The sequence below is a fragment of the Sinorhizobium fredii genome (assembly GCF_002944405.1).
GTDB classification, from domain to species: Bacteria; Pseudomonadota; Alphaproteobacteria; order Rhizobiales; family Rhizobiaceae; genus Sinorhizobium; species Sinorhizobium fredii_C.
Genome location: NZ_CP024307.1, coordinates 303,638 through 318,906, shown reverse-complemented (window position 1 = coordinate 318,906; position 15,269 = coordinate 303,638). Strand labels below are relative to the sequence as shown.

General features: G+C 64.4%; 16 protein-coding genes and 1 pseudogene. 14 read left to right on the top strand and 3 right to left on the bottom strand.

Translation table 11 applies throughout. From position 1 onward, the window contains the following. The first annotated feature begins 8 nt into the window (after window positions 1-8). From NXT3_RS01545 to NXT3_RS01520, 4 genes are all read left to right on the top strand, one after another. Window positions 9-1,763, top strand: coding sequence for a di-heme oxidoreductase family protein (locus NXT3_RS01545; protein ID WP_104838687.1), 1,755 nt, complete (start codon window positions 9-11; stop codon window positions 1,761-1,763). Beyond that, window positions 1,763-2,887, top strand: coding sequence for an imelysin family protein (locus NXT3_RS01540; RefSeq protein ID WP_104838686.1), 1,125 nt, complete (start codon window positions 1,763-1,765; stop codon window positions 2,885-2,887). Before NXT3_RS01545 ends, NXT3_RS01540 begins: the two co-directional genes overlap by 1 nt. Window positions 2,888-3,194: 307 nt before the next feature. Next, a complete protein-coding gene (locus tag NXT3_RS01530; RefSeq protein ID WP_104838685.1) occupies window positions 3,195-4,184 on the top strand; it encodes a magnesium transporter CorA family protein in 990 nt (329 codons plus the stop codon). 236 nt (window positions 4,185-4,420) lie between these two features. Then, window positions 4,421-5,509, top strand: coding sequence for a DUF1513 domain-containing protein (locus NXT3_RS01520; protein WP_104838684.1), 1,089 nt, complete (start codon window positions 4,421-4,423; stop codon window positions 5,507-5,509). 12 nt (window positions 5,510-5,521) lie between these two features. On the opposite strand, the gene NXT3_RS01515 is transcribed toward NXT3_RS01520, so the two are convergent. After that, on the bottom strand, window positions 5,522-6,076 hold the full coding sequence (locus tag NXT3_RS01515; RefSeq protein WP_199773314.1) for a GNAT family N-acetyltransferase: 555 nt from the start codon (window positions 6,074-6,076) through the stop codon (window positions 5,522-5,524). A 219-nt stretch (window positions 6,077-6,295) separates the two neighbouring features. Between NXT3_RS01515 and NXT3_RS01510 the strand changes: the two genes are divergently transcribed. From NXT3_RS01510 to NXT3_RS01490, 5 genes and pseudogenes are all read left to right on the top strand, one after another. Then, the gene (locus NXT3_RS01510) at window positions 6,296-6,682 is read left to right on the top strand and encodes a PaaI family thioesterase (RefSeq protein WP_234819746.1); all 387 of its coding nucleotides are present in this window, start codon (window positions 6,296-6,298) and stop codon (window positions 6,680-6,682) included. Beyond that, window positions 6,679-7,317 carry a 5'-methylthioadenosine/S-adenosylhomocysteine nucleosidase gene (locus NXT3_RS01505; RefSeq protein WP_104838683.1) on the top strand — a complete coding sequence of 213 codons (639 nt, stop codon included), beginning with the start codon at window positions 6,679-6,681 and terminating at the stop codon, window positions 7,315-7,317. The genes NXT3_RS01510 and NXT3_RS01505 overlap by 4 nt, the downstream gene beginning before the upstream one ends. Before the next feature lie 106 nt (window positions 7,318-7,423). Beyond that, complete coding sequence (gene guaA / locus NXT3_RS01500) at window positions 7,424-8,986, top strand: glutamine-hydrolyzing GMP synthase (protein ID WP_037420999.1); 1,563 nt, start codon at window positions 7,424-7,426, stop codon at window positions 8,984-8,986. 227 nt (window positions 8,987-9,213) lie between these two features. Next, window positions 9,214-9,464 (top strand): annotated as a pseudogene (locus NXT3_RS01495) (hypothetical protein); the annotation flags it as partial. An 85-nt stretch (window positions 9,465-9,549) separates the two neighbouring features. Then, window positions 9,550-10,611 carry a M14 family metallopeptidase gene (locus NXT3_RS01490; RefSeq protein ID WP_097525660.1) on the top strand — a complete coding sequence of 354 codons (1,062 nt, stop codon included), beginning with the start codon at window positions 9,550-9,552 and terminating at the stop codon, window positions 10,609-10,611. Between the two features lie 42 nt (window positions 10,612-10,653). Here the strand turns inward: NXT3_RS01490 and NXT3_RS01485 are convergent, their stop codons facing one another. After that, window positions 10,654-11,124 (bottom strand): Lrp/AsnC family transcriptional regulator, encoded by a 471-nt coding sequence (locus NXT3_RS01485; protein WP_037421085.1) that lies wholly within the window; start codon window positions 11,122-11,124, stop codon window positions 10,654-10,656. Window positions 11,125-11,328: 204 nt separating this feature from the next. On the opposite strand from NXT3_RS01485, the gene tatA reads away from it, so the two are divergent. The 4 genes from tatA to ybaK all read left to right on the top strand — a co-directional run bounded on the left by tatA (window position 11,329) and on the right by ybaK (window position 14,050). Next, the gene (gene tatA, locus NXT3_RS01480; RefSeq protein WP_097525659.1) at window positions 11,329-12,498 is read left to right on the top strand and encodes a tyrosine aminotransferase; all 1,170 of its coding nucleotides are present in this window, start codon (window positions 11,329-11,331) and stop codon (window positions 12,496-12,498) included. Between the two features lie 13 nt (window positions 12,499-12,511). Further along, window positions 12,512-13,141, top strand: a complete 630-nt coding sequence (locus NXT3_RS01475) for a YitT family protein (RefSeq protein ID WP_097537699.1) — start codon at window positions 12,512-12,514, stop codon at window positions 13,139-13,141. A gap of 79 nt (window positions 13,142-13,220) precedes the next feature. Beyond that, window positions 13,221-13,571 (top strand): ArsC family reductase, encoded by a 351-nt coding sequence (locus NXT3_RS01470; protein WP_037421007.1) that lies wholly within the window; start codon window positions 13,221-13,223, stop codon window positions 13,569-13,571. A 5-nt stretch (window positions 13,572-13,576) separates the two neighbouring features. Next, window positions 13,577-14,050 carry a Cys-tRNA(Pro) deacylase gene (ybaK, locus tag NXT3_RS01465; protein ID WP_097525484.1) on the top strand — a complete coding sequence of 158 codons (474 nt, stop codon included), beginning with the start codon at window positions 13,577-13,579 and terminating at the stop codon, window positions 14,048-14,050. A 5-nt stretch (window positions 14,051-14,055) separates the two neighbouring features. On the opposite strand, the gene NXT3_RS01460 is transcribed toward ybaK, so the two are convergent. Next, on the bottom strand, window positions 14,056-14,496 hold the full coding sequence (locus NXT3_RS01460; protein WP_179864732.1) for a MarR family winged helix-turn-helix transcriptional regulator: 441 nt from the start codon (window positions 14,494-14,496) through the stop codon (window positions 14,056-14,058). An 84-nt stretch (window positions 14,497-14,580) separates the two neighbouring features. Here NXT3_RS01460 and NXT3_RS01455 point away from each other — a divergent pair, with 84 nt between their 5' ends. Next, complete coding sequence (locus NXT3_RS01455) at window positions 14,581-15,267, top strand: glutathione S-transferase family protein (RefSeq protein WP_097525483.1); 687 nt, start codon at window positions 14,581-14,583, stop codon at window positions 15,265-15,267. Window positions 15,268-15,269 lie beyond the last annotated feature (2 nt).

The following is a 15,269-nucleotide window of genomic DNA, read 5'->3' as shown; positions in this document are numbered from 1 at the left end:
CTTGCCCGATGAAAGTCCTGACCGCCCGCTTCCTCGCGCTGCCGCTCGCCGCGCTTATCGGCGTTGCCGCCGCGGCTTGGGCTACAGGCGATGGCCTCGGCGCTGCCGCCGGGGTGAAGGGTGATACCCCCCTCTGCCCTGCCGGGCATCTCCCCCACAAGGGGGGAGATTGGCCGGAAGCAAAGCCCTGCCCCATCAACGCGCAAATACTGAACCTGTCGAATTCAACCGAACACGCGCAGCCTAATTCGTTGAGCGGAACATCGGCGCTTACCGATCTCCCCCCTTGTGGGGGAGATGCCCGGCAGGGCAGAGGGGGGTGCCTCCCGGCCCGCGACGACCTTTCCGGACAGGATCTCGAACGCGTCGAAACCGTCACCCGGCCCACCCAGGACTTTTCCAAGGCCGAACAGTTCGAGGCGATGTCGGCGGGCGCCACAACGACGATCGCGCCAATCGACCAGAGGGTCTTCCAGCAGTTCTCGGCCAACCTACCCTTCGAAGACGAAGAGAATTTCAAGCTCGGCAAGGCGCTGTTCGAAAAGCTCTGGGTCTCCGCCCCCTCCTCGACCCAAGCCTCCGATGGACTCGGCCCTCTCTATAACGCCCGCGCCTGCGAAAGCTGCCATCCGCGCGATGGGCGGGGCCGCCCGCCGGAGGGGGTGGATTCGACATCGACGGTCTACCGTCTCGCCCGTCCGCCGCGCGACGAAGCCGAACGGCGCTTCATCGCTGACCACCAGGCACTGAATTTCCCGGACCCCGTCTATGGCGCCCAGCTGCAGGACAGCGCCGTGCCCGGGCTTGCCGCCGAAGGCCGTCTCAAGGTCAGCTACCGGGAAGAAGCGGTGCCGCTTGCGGATGGCGAGATCGTCCATCTCCGAAAGCCGCATTACAGAGTCACCGATCTCGGCTATGGCCCGATGGACCCGATGACGACCCTGTCGCCGCGCGTCGCCCCGGCGATGATCGGGCTCGGCCTCATCGAGATGATCCACGAGGCAGACATTCTTGCGAAAGCCGACCCGGACGACCGGGACGGTGACGGCGTCAGCGGACGGGCGGCAATCGCCCGGGATCGGGACAGTGGCACGATCGCGCTCGGCCGCTTCGGCTGGAAGGCTCAGAATCCGACCATTCGCCAACAGGCAGCAGACGCCTTTGCGGTCGATATCGGCATTTCCACGCCGGCCTTCGACAGCGGCCATGGCGACTGCACCAAGGCGCAGGGCGCTTGCCTGACGCTTCCGATCGGTGTCCAGGCGCGGCTCGGTCCGGTCGAGGCCCCCGACCCGGTGCTCGGCCTCGTCACCTTCTATTCCGCCAATCTCGCGGTGCCGGCCCGGCGCAAGGCGAGCTTTCCGCAAACGCTAGAGGGCAAACGGCTTTTCTATGAAGCGGGCTGTCCGGTCTGCCACACGCCGAAATACGTGACCCGGCGCGATGCGCCTCACAAGGAGCTGGCCTTCCAGCTGATCTGGCCCTATTCCGACTTCCTGCTGCACGACATGGGCGACGGGCTCGCCGACGGCCAGCAGGTCGGAATTGCCAGCGGACGCGAATGGCGCACGCCGCCGCTTTGGGGGCTGGGCTTGACGAAGACCGTCAGCGGCCACACGTTCCTGCTGCATGACGGGCGTGCCCGGAATTTCACCGAGGCCATCCTCTGGCACGGCGGCGAGGCGGAAAAGGCCCGCGATGCCTTCGCCGCCATGTCGAAGGACGACCGAAACGCCCTGCTTTCCTTTCTGGAGTCGCTCTGATGCGCCTGCGCCTTCCCCTGATCCTCGGCTTGCTGCTTCTTGCAGCGATCGCACCCGCGGCGGCCCAGGAGGGCAACGCGCTTTTGCCGCGCGTTCTCGACGAAGCCGCCCTGCCGGGCGTGATGGCGAAGGCGGTCGATGGCTTCATCATTCCCGGCTATCGCGACCTGAGGCGGGCGACGGGCGAACTTGGCGAGAAAAGCGCCGCGCTTTGTGCGACGCCGTCTGACGCTGCACTTGAGGAAACGCGAGCGGCCTTTTCGGATGTCGTGCAAAGATGGTCGACGATCGAGATCATCCGCCTCGGACCGGCCCTCGAACAGAACAGGTTCGAGCGCTTCCTGTTCTATCCGGATCGCAAGAGCACCGGCCTGAAACAGGTACAGGCTATTCTCGCCAAGCGCGACGAGAGCGCGACGCAGGCGGAAAGCCTGAAAACGAAAAGCGTCGCCGTGCAGGGCCTCGGCGCGCTTGAATATGTTCTCTACGGCACGGGAGCCGAGACGCTGACCGGCGCGGAAGGTGACTTTCGCTGCCTTTACGGAACGACGATCGCGCAGAACCTGGCGACGATTGCCGGCGAGTTGCTCGCCGCCTGGGAGAAGCCCGAGGGCCTCCAGTCCGCCTGGAAGTCGCCGAGCGCTGACAATCCCCTCTTCCGCGACAACAGGGAAGCGGCAACCGAACTGCTCGGCGTTCTCGTGCACAGCGTCGAAATGATCAAGGACCAGCGGCTGCGCCCCTTCTATGCCGGCGCGATCGACGGCAAGGCTGACGAGGGCCGCCCCAAGCTCGCCATCTACTGGCGATCGGGCAATACGATGAGGTCGATCGCCGGCAACCTCAGCGGCCTGCAGACGCTGTTCAATGCTGCGGGAATGGAGAGCCTGCTTCCCGCCGACAGCCGCTCTATTGCCGGGTCGGTAAATTTCCTTTTCAAAGCATTGATCGGCATGACCGAACGCGTCGACGGCCCGCTCGACGCGGTGCTTGCCGATCAGAAACAGCGTTCCCGGCTCGACTTCATCACTCTCAACACGGCCGACCTCCTCGACCGGCTGAACCGCGACTTCGGCGGCGCGATCGGGCTTGGGGCCGGGTTTTCCTTCGCGGACGGCGATTGACACTACAGCGCCGTGCGTCCTTTCAGACGCACAAAGGACGCGGTAGCGCTTTCAATTACTGCATGTTTTTGTCCTTGAATGGGCTACGCTTCAAGGAAACATGCAGTAGCGTGAAAAAGCCTCCGGTTGACAAGCCGCGAATATGGGAGCAAAGCGCATTCCATGCCCGTCTCGCGGGCATGCTTCACCCACGAAGGACTAACCCAAGATGAACCCCGACAGTCGAAGTCGAGTCTTCCTTGCGGCCGTGCGGACCTGATTGATCAGGGCTCCGGGCGGTCCGATGACCTCGCCCATGGAGCCCAGAATGCTGCGCATCTACACAAGCCAGAACGGCCATCTCGTGCTCGTCGATCGTGCCGCCGGTCCTGCCTTCCAGGAGCCGGTGACCTGGTTCGACCTCTTCAACCCCTCCGCAGATGAGACGCGTTTCGTCGAGGAGCATCTCGGCATCGCCATTCCGACCCGCGACGAGATGCAGGAAATCGAGCTGTCCGACCGGCTCTACCAGGAGGACGGCGCGGAATTCATGACCATGACCGCGACCGCCAAGCTCGACAGCGACTACCCCGCCAAGGTGCCGGTGACCTTCGTGCTGAAGGGCGCGACGCTCGTCTCGGTGCGCCACGCCGACCCGAAACCGTTCCAGCTCTATGCAACGCGCATCCAGAAGCCGAATGGTGCCGTCTGCGAGACGGGCGAACTGGTCATGCTGGGTCTGCTCGAGGCGATGATCGACCGGATTGCCGACGCGCTGGAGCGGGCCGGCAACGAGGTCGACGCGATTTCTCGCGAGGTCTTCCGCAAGTCGCATGCCAGCGCCACCAAGAAGACGCGCGACCTGCAGTCGCTGATCGAGCAGATCGGCCAGAAGGGCGACCTGCTGACGACCATCCGCGAAAGCCTTGTCAGCATCGGCAGGCTCGTCGCCTATCACGTCGCGGTGGAAGGGAGGGCGGCACGCAAGGCCGCCAAGGAGAGTCGGCAGCGGATCAAGCTGATCCAGCGCGACGCCGCCTCGCTCGGCGACCACGCGCTGTTCCTGTCGAACAAGATCAACTTCCTGCTCGACGCGACGCTGGGGCTGATCAATCTCGAGCAGAACCAGATCATCAAGATCTTCTCGGTCGCCTCCGTCGTGTTCCTGCCGCCAACACTGGTCGCCTCGGTCTATGGCATGAACTTCGACGCGATACCGGAACTGCACTGGCACTTGGGTTATCCCTATGCACTGGTGCTGATGGTCATGTCCGCGCTGTTGCCGTATCTCTATTTCAAGCGCAGGGGCTGGTTGTAGATGACGCAGTCGAGACCCCTCCCCAACCCCTCCCCACAAGGGGGAGGGGCTTGCCCGCCGCGGCCCGCCGAGCGCCATCTGCGACATCCGAACTCGCGGATCCGCTCTAAGCGGCCGAATCGGTCGCGGCATTGTAAATCCCTCCCCCTTGTGGGGAGGGGTTGGGGAGGGGTTGCGCTGCAGGATCGCCTCTCCGCCGAGAGACGTTCACTGTCGTCGGCCACGCGGAAAAACGCATGAGCACCAAAACCCTCATCGATCGACGCAGCTTCGTCAAAATGGCCGGCGCCGCCTGGATGGCGACGCTCGCCCCAAGCGGGGCCTTCGCGCTCGAGCGGGCGGATGCCGTCTTCGCCTCGGCCTTCATGGCGCCGGACGGCAGCTATGGCGTGGCGACGCTGACGGAGGAGGGAGAGATCGTCGAACGGACGCTACTGCCGGCGCGGGCGCATGGCATGGCCTTCTCGCCGGCGGCCCGCCGCGCCGTCGCCTTTGCGCGCCGGCCCGGAACCTATGCCATGATCCTCGCGACCGACGGCACCGCCGAGCCGGTCGTCATCTCCGCCGCCGAAGGCCGCCACTTCTTCGGCCACGGCTGCTTCTCCGCCGACGGGCGGCTGCTCTACGCCACGGAGAACGATTTCTCCGCCAATCGCGGCATGATCGGCGTTTACGACGGGACGCGCGGCTTCATCCGCACAGGCGAATTCCCCACCTATGGCATCGGTCCGCACGACATGACGCTGACCGCCGACGGCCGGACGCTCGCAATCGCCAATGGCGGCATCGAGACCCATCCGGATTTCGGCCGCACCAAGCTCAATCTCGATCACATGGAACCGAGCCTCGCCCTGGTCGATACGGCGACCGGCGCGCTCATCGAGAAACACGGCCTGCCGCCGGAGCTCAAGCAGCTTTCCACCCGCCACGTCGATATCGGCGCCGACGGCAGGATCTGGTTTGCCTGCCAGTACGAGGGAGCGCGCAACGACCTGCCGCCGCTGGTCGGGCATTTCAAAAAGGGGGAGGAGCTGAGTTTTATCCCCCTCCCCGAGCGCACGACCGCCGCCCTCGCCAATTATGTCGGCGCCATTGCCATCAACCGCCGCGAGGACCTTGTCGCGCTCACGTCGCCGAAGGGCAAAGTCGCCGTGACGCTCGAAGCGAAAACGGGCGCGGTCTTGAAGGAGGAACGGGTCGTGGATGCGGCGGGCGTTGCCGCCGCGAGACCCGGCTTCGCCGTCTCGACTTATGATGGCCGGTTCAAGGGTCAGAAGAGTGCCGTCGCCTGGGACCAGCACATCCTCGGGCTCGGCAAGGATTAGGACGCTTCTAAATCAGGTCGCGACATTTCCCGCACCGGAAAGCTTGACCAGGTCATCCCAGCGATAGGCGATCTGTTCGAGGCTCTCGCGGCCGACGCTGACCCGGCCCTCTCCCACCGCCCGCGCGCCGAGCCGCTCGTAGAAGGCCCGGTTCGGATTGCCCTTCAGCACCCAGGCGAAGAGCGACGAGGCCTGCAGCTCCCGGCAGTGGGCCGCGACCGTGCGCACCAGCGCCGCACCAATGCCCGCGCCATGGAACTCCGGCAGAAGATAAAGCTCGTAGAGTTCCCGGTCGAAGGCCGGCGGCATGGACCGCGCCCGACCGTAATTCGCAAAACCGACCACTCGATCTTCCGAGAGATCGACGGCGACCAGGAGGAAGGCGCCCGGTATTCGCATTCGCCGCGCATGGCCGATCGCCTGGTCCTCGACCTTCATGGCGTCGAGATAGGCATCGGAAATGATCCCGCGGAAGGTCGCGCGCCAGGTGTTCACCAGCACCGACGCGATCATCATCACGTCGTCCGGTACGGCAGGGCGGATCTCTATGCGCCTGAAGTTCCTCATCAGGATGATATATGGATGCGGCGTGCGTCCCGAAAGTCCGTCGGCACCGGGTTCGCCCGTGCGGACGATTGCGCTTGTCCTCGGTCGCGACGCATGCAACTGTCGGCGCGATCGGGCATTCCGGTCCGTTTCAGCAAGGGGCTTTTTGAATTGAGGCACGACAGCGAGCCGCACGATTTCCGCGCCCGCATCCGGGAGAGTTTCGACCGCCAGGCCGCCATGCGCACGATCGGCGCGGAACTTACCCGCGTTGAGCAGGGCACGGTGGAGATCGAATTGCCGTTCGATCTCAAGCTGACGCAGCAGCACGGGCTGCTGCATGCCGGGGTGATCTCGGCAGCGCTCGATGCCGCCGGCACCTATGCGGGCTATTCGCTCATCGATCCCGACGCATCGCTGCTGACCATCGAGTTCAAGGTCAATCTCCTTTCGCCCGGCCGCGGCGAGCGTTTTCTCTTCCGCGGCGAGGTGACGAAGCCCGGCACGACGATCATTGTCTCGGACGGCAAGGCCTATGCCGTCCGATCCGACGGACCGGCAAAGCTAATCGCCTCGATGACCGGAACGATGATGGTGGTGCGCGGCCGCGAGGGGATCGAGGGATGAGTTTCGAGTTGAAGCCGGTCGCCGGTAAGAACATCCTCTACGTGATGGCCGTCAACCTGGAATACGGCCCCTGCCTCAAGCACCGGATCAGGCCGCTGATGACCGGCGTCGGCCCGGTCGAAGCGGCCGTCGGCCTGACCAAGGCGCTTTGCGAGCTCAAGGCCGCAGGCAGGCTGCCGGATCTCGTCGTCTCGCTCGGCTCCGCCGGTTCCGCCACGCTCGAACAGACGGAAATCTACCAGGCGGCCTCGGTCGGCTATCGCGACATGGACGCCTCGCCGCTCGGCTTCGAGAAGGGCGCGACGCCCTTTCTCGATCTGCCCGCCGTCGTCAAGCTGCCGCATCGGGTCCCGGGCGTGAAGGAGGCGCGGCTTTCGACCGGCGCCGGTATCGTCTCCGGCAAGGCCTATGACGAGATCGACGCCGACATGGTCGAGATGGAGACCTATGCCGTCCTGCGCGCCTGCCAGGCCTTCGACGTGCCGCTGATAGGGCTGCGCGGCATATCGGACGGCAAGGCGGAGCTGAAGCATGTCGACGACTGGACGGAATATCTGCACGTCATCGACGAGAAGCTGGCAGACGCGGTGGACCGGCTGGAAAAGGCGCTCGACACGGGCCAAATCCGGCTCTGACGGTTCTGCAGCAGGTCCTAAATTGTCGGGGTGCAATGAAATCGTTGCGCCAAGGGCGGCCTTTCATTAAAGGCTCGCCATGTTCAAGCTTGCCTGAAGGCCCGCCATGACCCAGACAGCCCATCCCGACACCGTCCTGATCGTCGATTTCGGCAGCCAGGTGACGCAGCTCATCGCCCGGCGCGTACGCGAGGCCGGCGTCTATTGCGAAATCGTGCCGTTCCAGTCGGCCGAAGAGGGCTTCAGGCGCCTGAACCCGAAGGCGGTGATCCTGTCCGGCAGCCCGGCCTCGACGCTCGAGATCGGCTCGCCGCGCGCGCCGTCGGTGATCTTCGAAAGCGGCCTGCCGGTCTTCGGCATCTGCTACGGCCAGCAGACCATGTGCGCCCAGCTCGGCGGCAAGGTGGAAAGCGGCCATCACCGCGAATTCGGCCGCGCCTTCCTCGAAGTCGAGAAGGATTGCGCCCTCTTTGACGGACTCTGGTCGCTCGGCTCGCGCCACCAGGTATGGATGTCGCATGGCGACCGGGTGACAGCACTGCCCGAGGGCTTCGAGGTGGTGGCGACCTCGTCCAACGCCCCCTTCGCCTTCATCGCCGACGAGAAGCGCAAATATTACGCCGTGCAATTCCATCCGGAAGTGGTGCATACGCCCGACGGCGCCAAGCTCATCTCCAACTTCGTCCACAAGATCGCCGGCATCAAGGGCGACTGGACGATGTCGGCCTATCGCGCCAAGGCGGTCGAGGCGATCCGTGAGCAGGTCGGCGACAAGAAGGTGATCTGCGCGCTTTCGGGCGGCGTCGATTCCTCCGTTGCGGCCCTCCTCATCCATGAGGCGGTCGGCGACCAGCTCACCTGCATCCTCGTCGACCACGGTCTGATGCGCAAGGACGAGGCGGCCAACGTCGTCGCCATGTTCCAAGAGCATTACAACCTGCACCTCCTCCATATCGATGCCTCCGACCGCTTCATCGGCGAACTTACGGGCGTCAGCGATCCGGAAACCAAGCGCAAGATCATCGGGCGGCTGTTCATCGAGGTCTTCGAGGAAGAGGCGAAGAAGCTCGGCGGCGCCGATTTCCTCGCCCAGGGCACGCTTTATCCTGACGTGATCGAAAGCGTTTCCTTCACCGGCGGCCCATCGGTGACGATCAAGTCGCACCACAATGTCGGCGGCCTGCCGGAGCGCATGAACATGCAGCTCGTCGAGCCGCTGCGCGAACTCTTCAAGGACGAGGTGCGCGTGCTCGGCCGCGAACTCGGACTGCCCGACAGCTTCATCGGCCGCCATCCCTTCCCCGGCCCCGGCCTTGCCATCCGCTGCCCGGGCGGCATCACCCGCGAAAAGCTCGAAATCCTGCGCGAGGCGGACGCAATCTATCTCGACGAGATCCGCAAGGCGGGCCTTTACGATGCCATCTGGCAGGCCTTCGCCGTGCTGCTGCCGGTGCAGACGGTCGGCGTCATGGGCGACGGGCGCACCTACGAATTCGTCTGCGCGCTGCGCGCCGTCACCTCGGTCGACGGCATGACCGCCGACTTCTACCACTACGACATGGAATTCTTGGGCCGCGCCGCGACCCGCATCATCAACGAGGTGCGCGGCATCAACCGCGTCGTCTACGATGTGACCTCGAAGCCGCCGGGCACGATCGAGTGGGAGTGAGGCTCAGTCCTCCAGCTTCGCCCAGCAAAGGTTTTGTGGGGTCTGCAGCGCCATCCGTCTCTTCAGATGCATGGCGCTGATGTTCACGTCCTCAAATCGACAACACCAGGAATGTTCGCTGAGGATAAGGCGGTGCGGCGGTTGCTTCAGAGCAACTCCGATATAGGCTACTTGCACCATCAAACTTCAGCGATGGGAGCACCATGCCAAGGCAAGGATGGACATGGAAAGTCGATGGCTTCCTGTTCGAACCGGGAAGCAACCGTTATCTCGGGCGCCTCCGCAAGTTCAGCCAGTGTCCCAAAGGCAAATTCGATGCCTTGCGCCAGGCTGCGGCGCAATCCCCTTCAACAAGGTCGTCGCGGGATTTACGCCGCGTGCCGACCTGTTGAAGCCGGCACGCTATGCGATGCTCTATGAGCGGGGAAAGGGAGTGCTGCGCTCCGCGCTCGACCTGCCCACGGTCGATCAGGATTGATCCGGCCAGTCAATCGGCTTGCATGGCGAGGCTCATGCAAATAACGACTTGCGCGGGTATGGCCCGAACCATTGAGGACGGCAAAGTGGAAGTTTCCGAGATCATCATCGCCGGTGATACGCCGGGCGTCGAGTGGCGTCTGCCGGTGTTCCGGTTCACTGGAACCAGAGCCGGGGCACCGCGGAGCTATATTCAGGCCGCCCTCCACGCCAACGAACTGCCGGGCACGGCACTGCTTCATTTTCTCCTGGACCGACTGCGCCAGGCCGAGAGGGAAGGCATGATCCTCGGCGACATCACCGTCCTTCCCCAGGCAAACCCGATCGGCGCTGCGCAAGCGCATTTCGGCGAGCTGCAGGGCCGCTTCGATCTCGGCACCCGCGCCAATTTCAACCGCGACTTTCCGCTGATCCGGCTTGGCGATCGCGGCGGCCTCATCGAGAATCTCGAACAGTATTCGGCGGTCGACCGGCTGAAGCGACATCTGCTGCACATGGCACTCGGCTGCGACCTAGTGCTCGACCTCCATTGCGACGACGAAGGACTGCAATACGCCTATATCGACGAGGCCTTCTGGCCGGAGGCCGCGGACCTCGCCGCCGCACTCGACATGCGGGCGGTGCTCCTCTCCGACGGGGAAAGCTCCGCCTTCGAGGAGGCCGTTGCCTATGCCTGGAAATACGGGAGCGCCGGCGAAAGGAAGACCTCGCTGCCCGGCCGGCTTTCGGTGACCGTGGAACTGCGCGGCACGCGCGATGTCTATCCTGACCTGGCCGGCAAGGATGCCGAGGGCGTCTATCGGTTTCTCGCCGGACGCGGCGGCGTCGCGGCGGACGACGATCCTCGCCCGAGCTTTGGCGGCGTGGTGGCGCCGCTCGACAATATCGAGATGATTCGCGCGCCAGCAGCCGGGGCGATCCTCTTTCACCGGGACCCCGGCGAACAGGTCAAAGCCGGGGACCTGCTGGCGACGATCCTCGCCAGGCCCGGCGTGGCTGATGGAGCGATCGAGGTTCGGGCGCCGCAGGACGGCTTGATCGTCACCCGCGTCTCCACCCGCTTCGCCCGCTGCCGATCTGACCTGATGAAGATTGCCTGCCCCGGGCCGTCGCGGGCTCGGCGCAGGCCGGGGACGCTGGAGGCGTGACCCACACGCAGGCATTTCCTCAGCCTGACGATCCGGCCGCTCCTAAGGCGTCGAACCACCCTGCAGCTTCGGGCTGTCGAGCAGGATCGTCGAGCGCAGCGTCTTGATTTCGGCGATCTGCTCGAACTCGCTCCAGAGCAGGCGCTTGTAATCCGCCACATCGCGCACCGCTATCTTCAGCAGGAAATCGAAATCGCCGGCGACCGTATGGCACTCGACCACCTCCGGAATGCGTGACACCAGCTCGATGAAGCGCTGCCCGACCTTGCTGGCGGTCCGTTCCAGCGTCACCTCGACAAAGGCGTGGAAGCCGATGCCGAGTGCCTTCGGGTCGACGACGACCGTCTGGCGGATGACGCCGGTCGCGTAGAGACGCGCCAGCCGCCGCGACAGCGGCGCCGGCGACAGCCCCACCTTGGCGGCGAGTTCGTTGTTGCTCTGCGACGCATCTTCGATCAGCAGCCTGATGATCCGCCGGTCGGTCGCATCCAGCTCCGTTCGTTCGATTTCCATCATTCCCGAGTTTTCGCAAATGGGATGCAGTTGATGCCCAGTATACCGCAAAAGCACGCGCCAGCATTAGCGAAATCAGACAAATATGTCGTCGATTTTGCGCCATGCTTATCTTACAGAGGATCCGTCAAAGCCCTGATGCGGCTTGCCTTTGAACAAACCCAAGACGACTATCGACCGGTCACAGCTCCAAGGATCTCCAGCATGTTCGACGCCCTCGCCCGCCAACCCGACGATCCGTTGCTGGCCCTGATCGGCCTGTTCCGCAAGGACGAACGCCCCGGTAAGGTGGATCTTGGCGTCGGCGTCTATCGCGACGAGACCGGCCGCACGCCGATCTTCCGCGCCGTCAAGGCGGCGGAAAGGCGGCTGCTCGAGACGCAGGAGACGAAAGCTTATGTCGGCCCCGAGGGAGATCTGGTGTTCCTCGACCACCTCTGGGCCCTCGTCGGCGGCGAGACGGTCGAGCGCAGCCATGTGGCCGGCGTGCAGACGCCCGGCGGCTCCGGCGCGTTGCGGCTTGCGGCTGACCTGATCTACCGCATGGGCGGCCGGAAGATCTGGCTCGGCCTGCCGAGCTGGCCGAACCACGCGCCGATCTTCAAGGCAGCAGGCCTCGAGATCGCCACCTACGACTTCTTCGATATTCCGGCGCAATCGGTGACCTTCGACAATCTCGTCAGCACGCTCGAAGGTGCTGCCGCCGGCGACGCGGTGCTCTTGCATGCGAGCTGCCACAACCCGACAGGCGGCGTCGTGACCGAACCCCAATGGATGGAGATCGCGGCGCTCGTTGCCGAGCGCGGCCTGCTGCCGCTCGTCGATCTCGCCTATCAGGGTTTTGGGCGCGGCCTTGAACAGGACGTGGCCGGGCTCAGGCACCTCTTGACCGTCGTTCCGGAAGCGCTCGTCGCGGTTTCCTGCTCGAAGTCCTTCGGACTCTATCGCGAGCGCACCGGCGCGATCTTCGCCATCACCCCCTCGTCCTCGTCCGCCGATACGGTGCGTTCCAATCTCGCCGGCCTTGCCCGCACCAGCTATTCCATGCCGCCGGACCACGGCGCGGCGGTCGTCCGCACGATTCTTGCCGATCCCGAACTTGCCCGCGACTGGGCCGAGGAATTGGAAGGCATGCGGCTGCGCATGACCGGTATCCGCAGAATGCTCGCGGAAGGCCTCAGGAGCCGCTGGCAGAGCTTGGGCGCGATCGCCGGCCAGGAAGGGATGTTCTCGATGCTGCCGCTCACCGAAGCGGAGGTGATGCGGCTCAGGACCGAGCACGGCATCTACATGCCGGGCTCGGGGCGCATCAATATTGCCGGGCTGAAGACGGCGGAGGTCGCCGGTGTCATCCAGAAATTCACCAGCCTCTGATCGGATCGCCGGAATGACAGCCGACAGCGAAGCGGTCGACGCCCCGGTCGAACGCCACAAACTATACGAGGACGTGCTCGCCATCCTGACCGGCACGCTCATCGTCTCCCTTGGGGTGGTGATCTACAGCAAGGCGGTGCTCTTGACCGGCAGCACTGCCGGGCTGGCGCTGCTCCTGCAATATGCGACCGGCACCAGCTTTTGGCTGGTGTTCTCGCTCGTCAACCTGCCCTTCTACATCCTGGCGGTGAAACGTCTCGGCTGGTTTTTCATGCTGCGGACTTTCCTCGCGGTCAGCCTCGTCTCGCTCTTCTCCAGGCTTACGACGCAATGGGTCGAGTTCGCCCGGCTCGACCCGATCTATGCGGCGGTCGTCGGCGGCGGGCTGATGGGGATGGGGCTGCTGGTGCTCTTCCGCCATCGAACCGGCCTCGGCGGCATCAACATCCTGGCGATCTACCTGCAGGAAAAGAGCGGCATCCGGGCCGGCTACTTCCAGCTGGCGGTCGACCTCGCGATCCTGGCCGCCGCTTATTTCGTGCTGCCGCCCGCCAATCTGATGCTGTCGGTCCTCGGTGCAACCGTCGTCAATATGATGCTGGCGATCAATCACAGGCCCGGGCGCTATGTCGGCGTGACCTGAGATCGCCGCTTCCGGACTTTTCTCCGCCGCCGCGCGCGGCTATGTGTGATCCCGAATGCGGCGGAAGAAGGTTCGAGCAATGACGGTCACGATCTACGGCATCAAGAACTGCGACACGATGAAGAAGGCGCGCGGCTGGCTCGACGGCCGCGGCACGACCTACCGGTTCCACGACTACAAGGCCGAGGGCATCGACCGCGCTCACCTCGAGCGCTGGTGCGCGGAGCTCGGCTGGGAAACGGTTCTCAATCGCCAGGGCATGACCTTTCGCAATTTGCCTGAGGCGGAGAGGCAGGATCTCACCGCCGAAAAGGCGATCGCGCTGATGCTCAAGCAGCCGTCGATGATCAAGCGGCCGGTGCTGGAAGCCGACGGCAAGCTCGTCGTCGGCTTCAAGGCCGAGCTCTACGAAGCGGAATTCGGCGCATAAGAGCGATGTCCAAAACGACCCGCGCCACTCAGACGCTCACTATGGCCGGCGTCTCCTTCACGGTGCACAGCTACGAGTACGATCCGGGCGCCGAGCGCGTCGGGCTGCAGGCGGCGGAGGCGCTCGGCGAGGAGCCGTCGCGCGTGTTGAAGACGCTGATGGCGGAGGTGGACGGCAAGCCGGTCTGCTGCATCGTGCCCTCCGACCGGGAAGTCAGCATGAAAAAGCTCGCCGCCGCCTTCGGCGGCAAGTCGGCGAACATGATGAAACCGGCCGACGCCGAGCGGTTCACCGGCTACCATGTCGGCGGCATCAGCCCCTTCGGCCAGAAGAAGCTCGTGCCGACGGCGATCGAGGAAGCGGCATTCGGCGAGGCGCTGGTCTATATCAACGGCGGCCAGCGCGGGCTGCAGGTGCGGCTTGCGCCCAAGGACGCGCAGGCGGTGCTCAAGGCGATCGGCGCTCCGCTGATCGCCTGACGAGGTCAGGAGAGTCTTGAAAGCAGCGCGGCGAGCGCCTTGGCCTCCGGCTCACTGAGCTTCGTGCCGACATGCGTCTCGATCGACTGCGAATAGGTCTCCCACATGCGAGCCCGCATCGCCCTCCCCGCTTCGGTGACGGTGACCCAGCAACCGCGCGCATCCTCGTCATAGGATTCGCGGCGCACCAATCCTTCCTTTTCCAGCCGATCGATCAGACGGGAAAGATTATATTGGGCAAGCAGCGTCCGGGCCTCGATCTCGAATGGGCGTAGTCTGCCTGCTTCGACCTTCACCAGTTCCCAAAGCACGTCGTACCAGGAAAGCGGAGGGAGCCCTGCCGCCTTAAACTCCTTTTCGATGGCCGCAAGAACGCGCTGCTGCGCCCGCATGAGCCCTATCCATGCGTCGGTGGTCGCTGATGTCGGCCCGGCTATTCCTTTCATACATGCAATTACATCTATCTTGACGCAGTTGGCAAGTCGAGATATATGCAACTGCATATACTTCTCTCACCAGCGGAGGCTCCCATGACCGCGTCACTGACCCTGATCAGCCATCATCTCTGCCCCTATGTGCAGCGCGCCGCGATTGCGCTTGCCGAAAAAGGCGTGCCGTTCGAGCGCGTCTATATCGACCTCGCGAACAAGCCAGATTGGTTCCTGAAGATCTCGCCGCTCGGCAAAGTGCCTCTGCTGCGCATTCCGCAAGACAGGGGCGGGGCGGTCCTCTTCGAAAGCACGGTCATCTGCGAATATCTCGAAGAAACTCAGCCGGGCGCGAAACTCCACCTGGCAGATCCTCTGGCGAGGGCACGGCACCGCGGCTGGATGGAGTTCGGCTCCTCCATCCTTTCCGATCTCTGGGTCTACGAGACCACGCAGGACGCCGACACGCTCGGCGCAAAGGGCAATGCCCTCAAGGCCAAGTTCGAGACGGTCGAAGCGGAGCTCGGCCACGGCCCCTATTTCGCGGGCGCCGATTTCAGCCTTGTCGATGCCGTCTTCGCGCCGATTTTCCGCTATTTCGACCTGTTCGACTTGGTTGCGGAGCATGGCATCTTCGATGGTCTGCCGCGCGTCGGCGCCTGGCGCAAGGCACTGGCCGAGCGGCCGAGCGTCAGGGCGGCAGTGACCGCCGATTACGCCGAGCGGCTGATGGCGTTCCTCGAGAAGCACGACGCGGCATTGCTGAAAACGGCAAGGATCGCCGCCTGATT

Excerpts from the sequence above, each read along its gene's own strand:
- NXT3_RS01455 (WP_097525483.1), top strand. The coding sequence starts at position 14,581 with ATGACCGCGTCACTGACCCTGATCAGCCATCATCTCTGCCCCTATGTG.
- NXT3_RS01530 (WP_104838685.1), top strand. The coding sequence starts at position 3,195 with ATGCTGCGCATCTACACAAGCCAGAACGGCCATCTCGTGCTCGTCGAT.
- NXT3_RS01470 (WP_037421007.1), top strand. The coding sequence starts at position 13,221 with ATGACGGTCACGATCTACGGCATCAAGAACTGCGACACGATGAAGAAG.
- NXT3_RS01515 (WP_199773314.1), bottom strand. The coding sequence starts at position 6,076 with ATGAGGAACTTCAGGCGCATAGAGATCCGCCCTGCCGTACCGGACGAC.
- NXT3_RS01505 (WP_104838683.1), top strand. The coding sequence starts at position 6,679 with ATGAGTTTCGAGTTGAAGCCGGTCGCCGGTAAGAACATCCTCTACGTG.
- ybaK (WP_097525484.1), top strand. The coding sequence starts at position 13,577 with ATGTCCAAAACGACCCGCGCCACTCAGACGCTCACTATGGCCGGCGTC.
- tatA (WP_097525659.1), top strand. The coding sequence starts at position 11,329 with ATGTTCGACGCCCTCGCCCGCCAACCCGACGATCCGTTGCTGGCCCTG.
- NXT3_RS01475 (WP_097537699.1), top strand. The coding sequence starts at position 12,512 with ATGACAGCCGACAGCGAAGCGGTCGACGCCCCGGTCGAACGCCACAAA.
- NXT3_RS01485 (WP_037421085.1), bottom strand. The coding sequence starts at position 11,124 with ATGGAAATCGAACGAACGGAGCTGGATGCGACCGACCGGCGGATCATC.
- guaA (WP_037420999.1), top strand. The coding sequence starts at position 7,424 with ATGACCCAGACAGCCCATCCCGACACCGTCCTGATCGTCGATTTCGGC.
- NXT3_RS01545 (WP_104838687.1), top strand. The coding sequence starts at position 9 with ATGAAAGTCCTGACCGCCCGCTTCCTCGCGCTGCCGCTCGCCGCGCTT.
- NXT3_RS01520 (WP_104838684.1), top strand. The coding sequence starts at position 4,421 with ATGAGCACCAAAACCCTCATCGATCGACGCAGCTTCGTCAAAATGGCC.
- NXT3_RS01460 (WP_179864732.1), bottom strand. The coding sequence starts at position 14,496 with ATGAAAGGAATAGCCGGGCCGACATCAGCGACCACCGACGCATGGATA.
- NXT3_RS01540 (WP_104838686.1), top strand. The coding sequence starts at position 1,763 with ATGCGCCTGCGCCTTCCCCTGATCCTCGGCTTGCTGCTTCTTGCAGCG.
- NXT3_RS01510 (WP_234819746.1), top strand. The coding sequence starts at position 6,296 with ATGCGCACGATCGGCGCGGAACTTACCCGCGTTGAGCAGGGCACGGTG.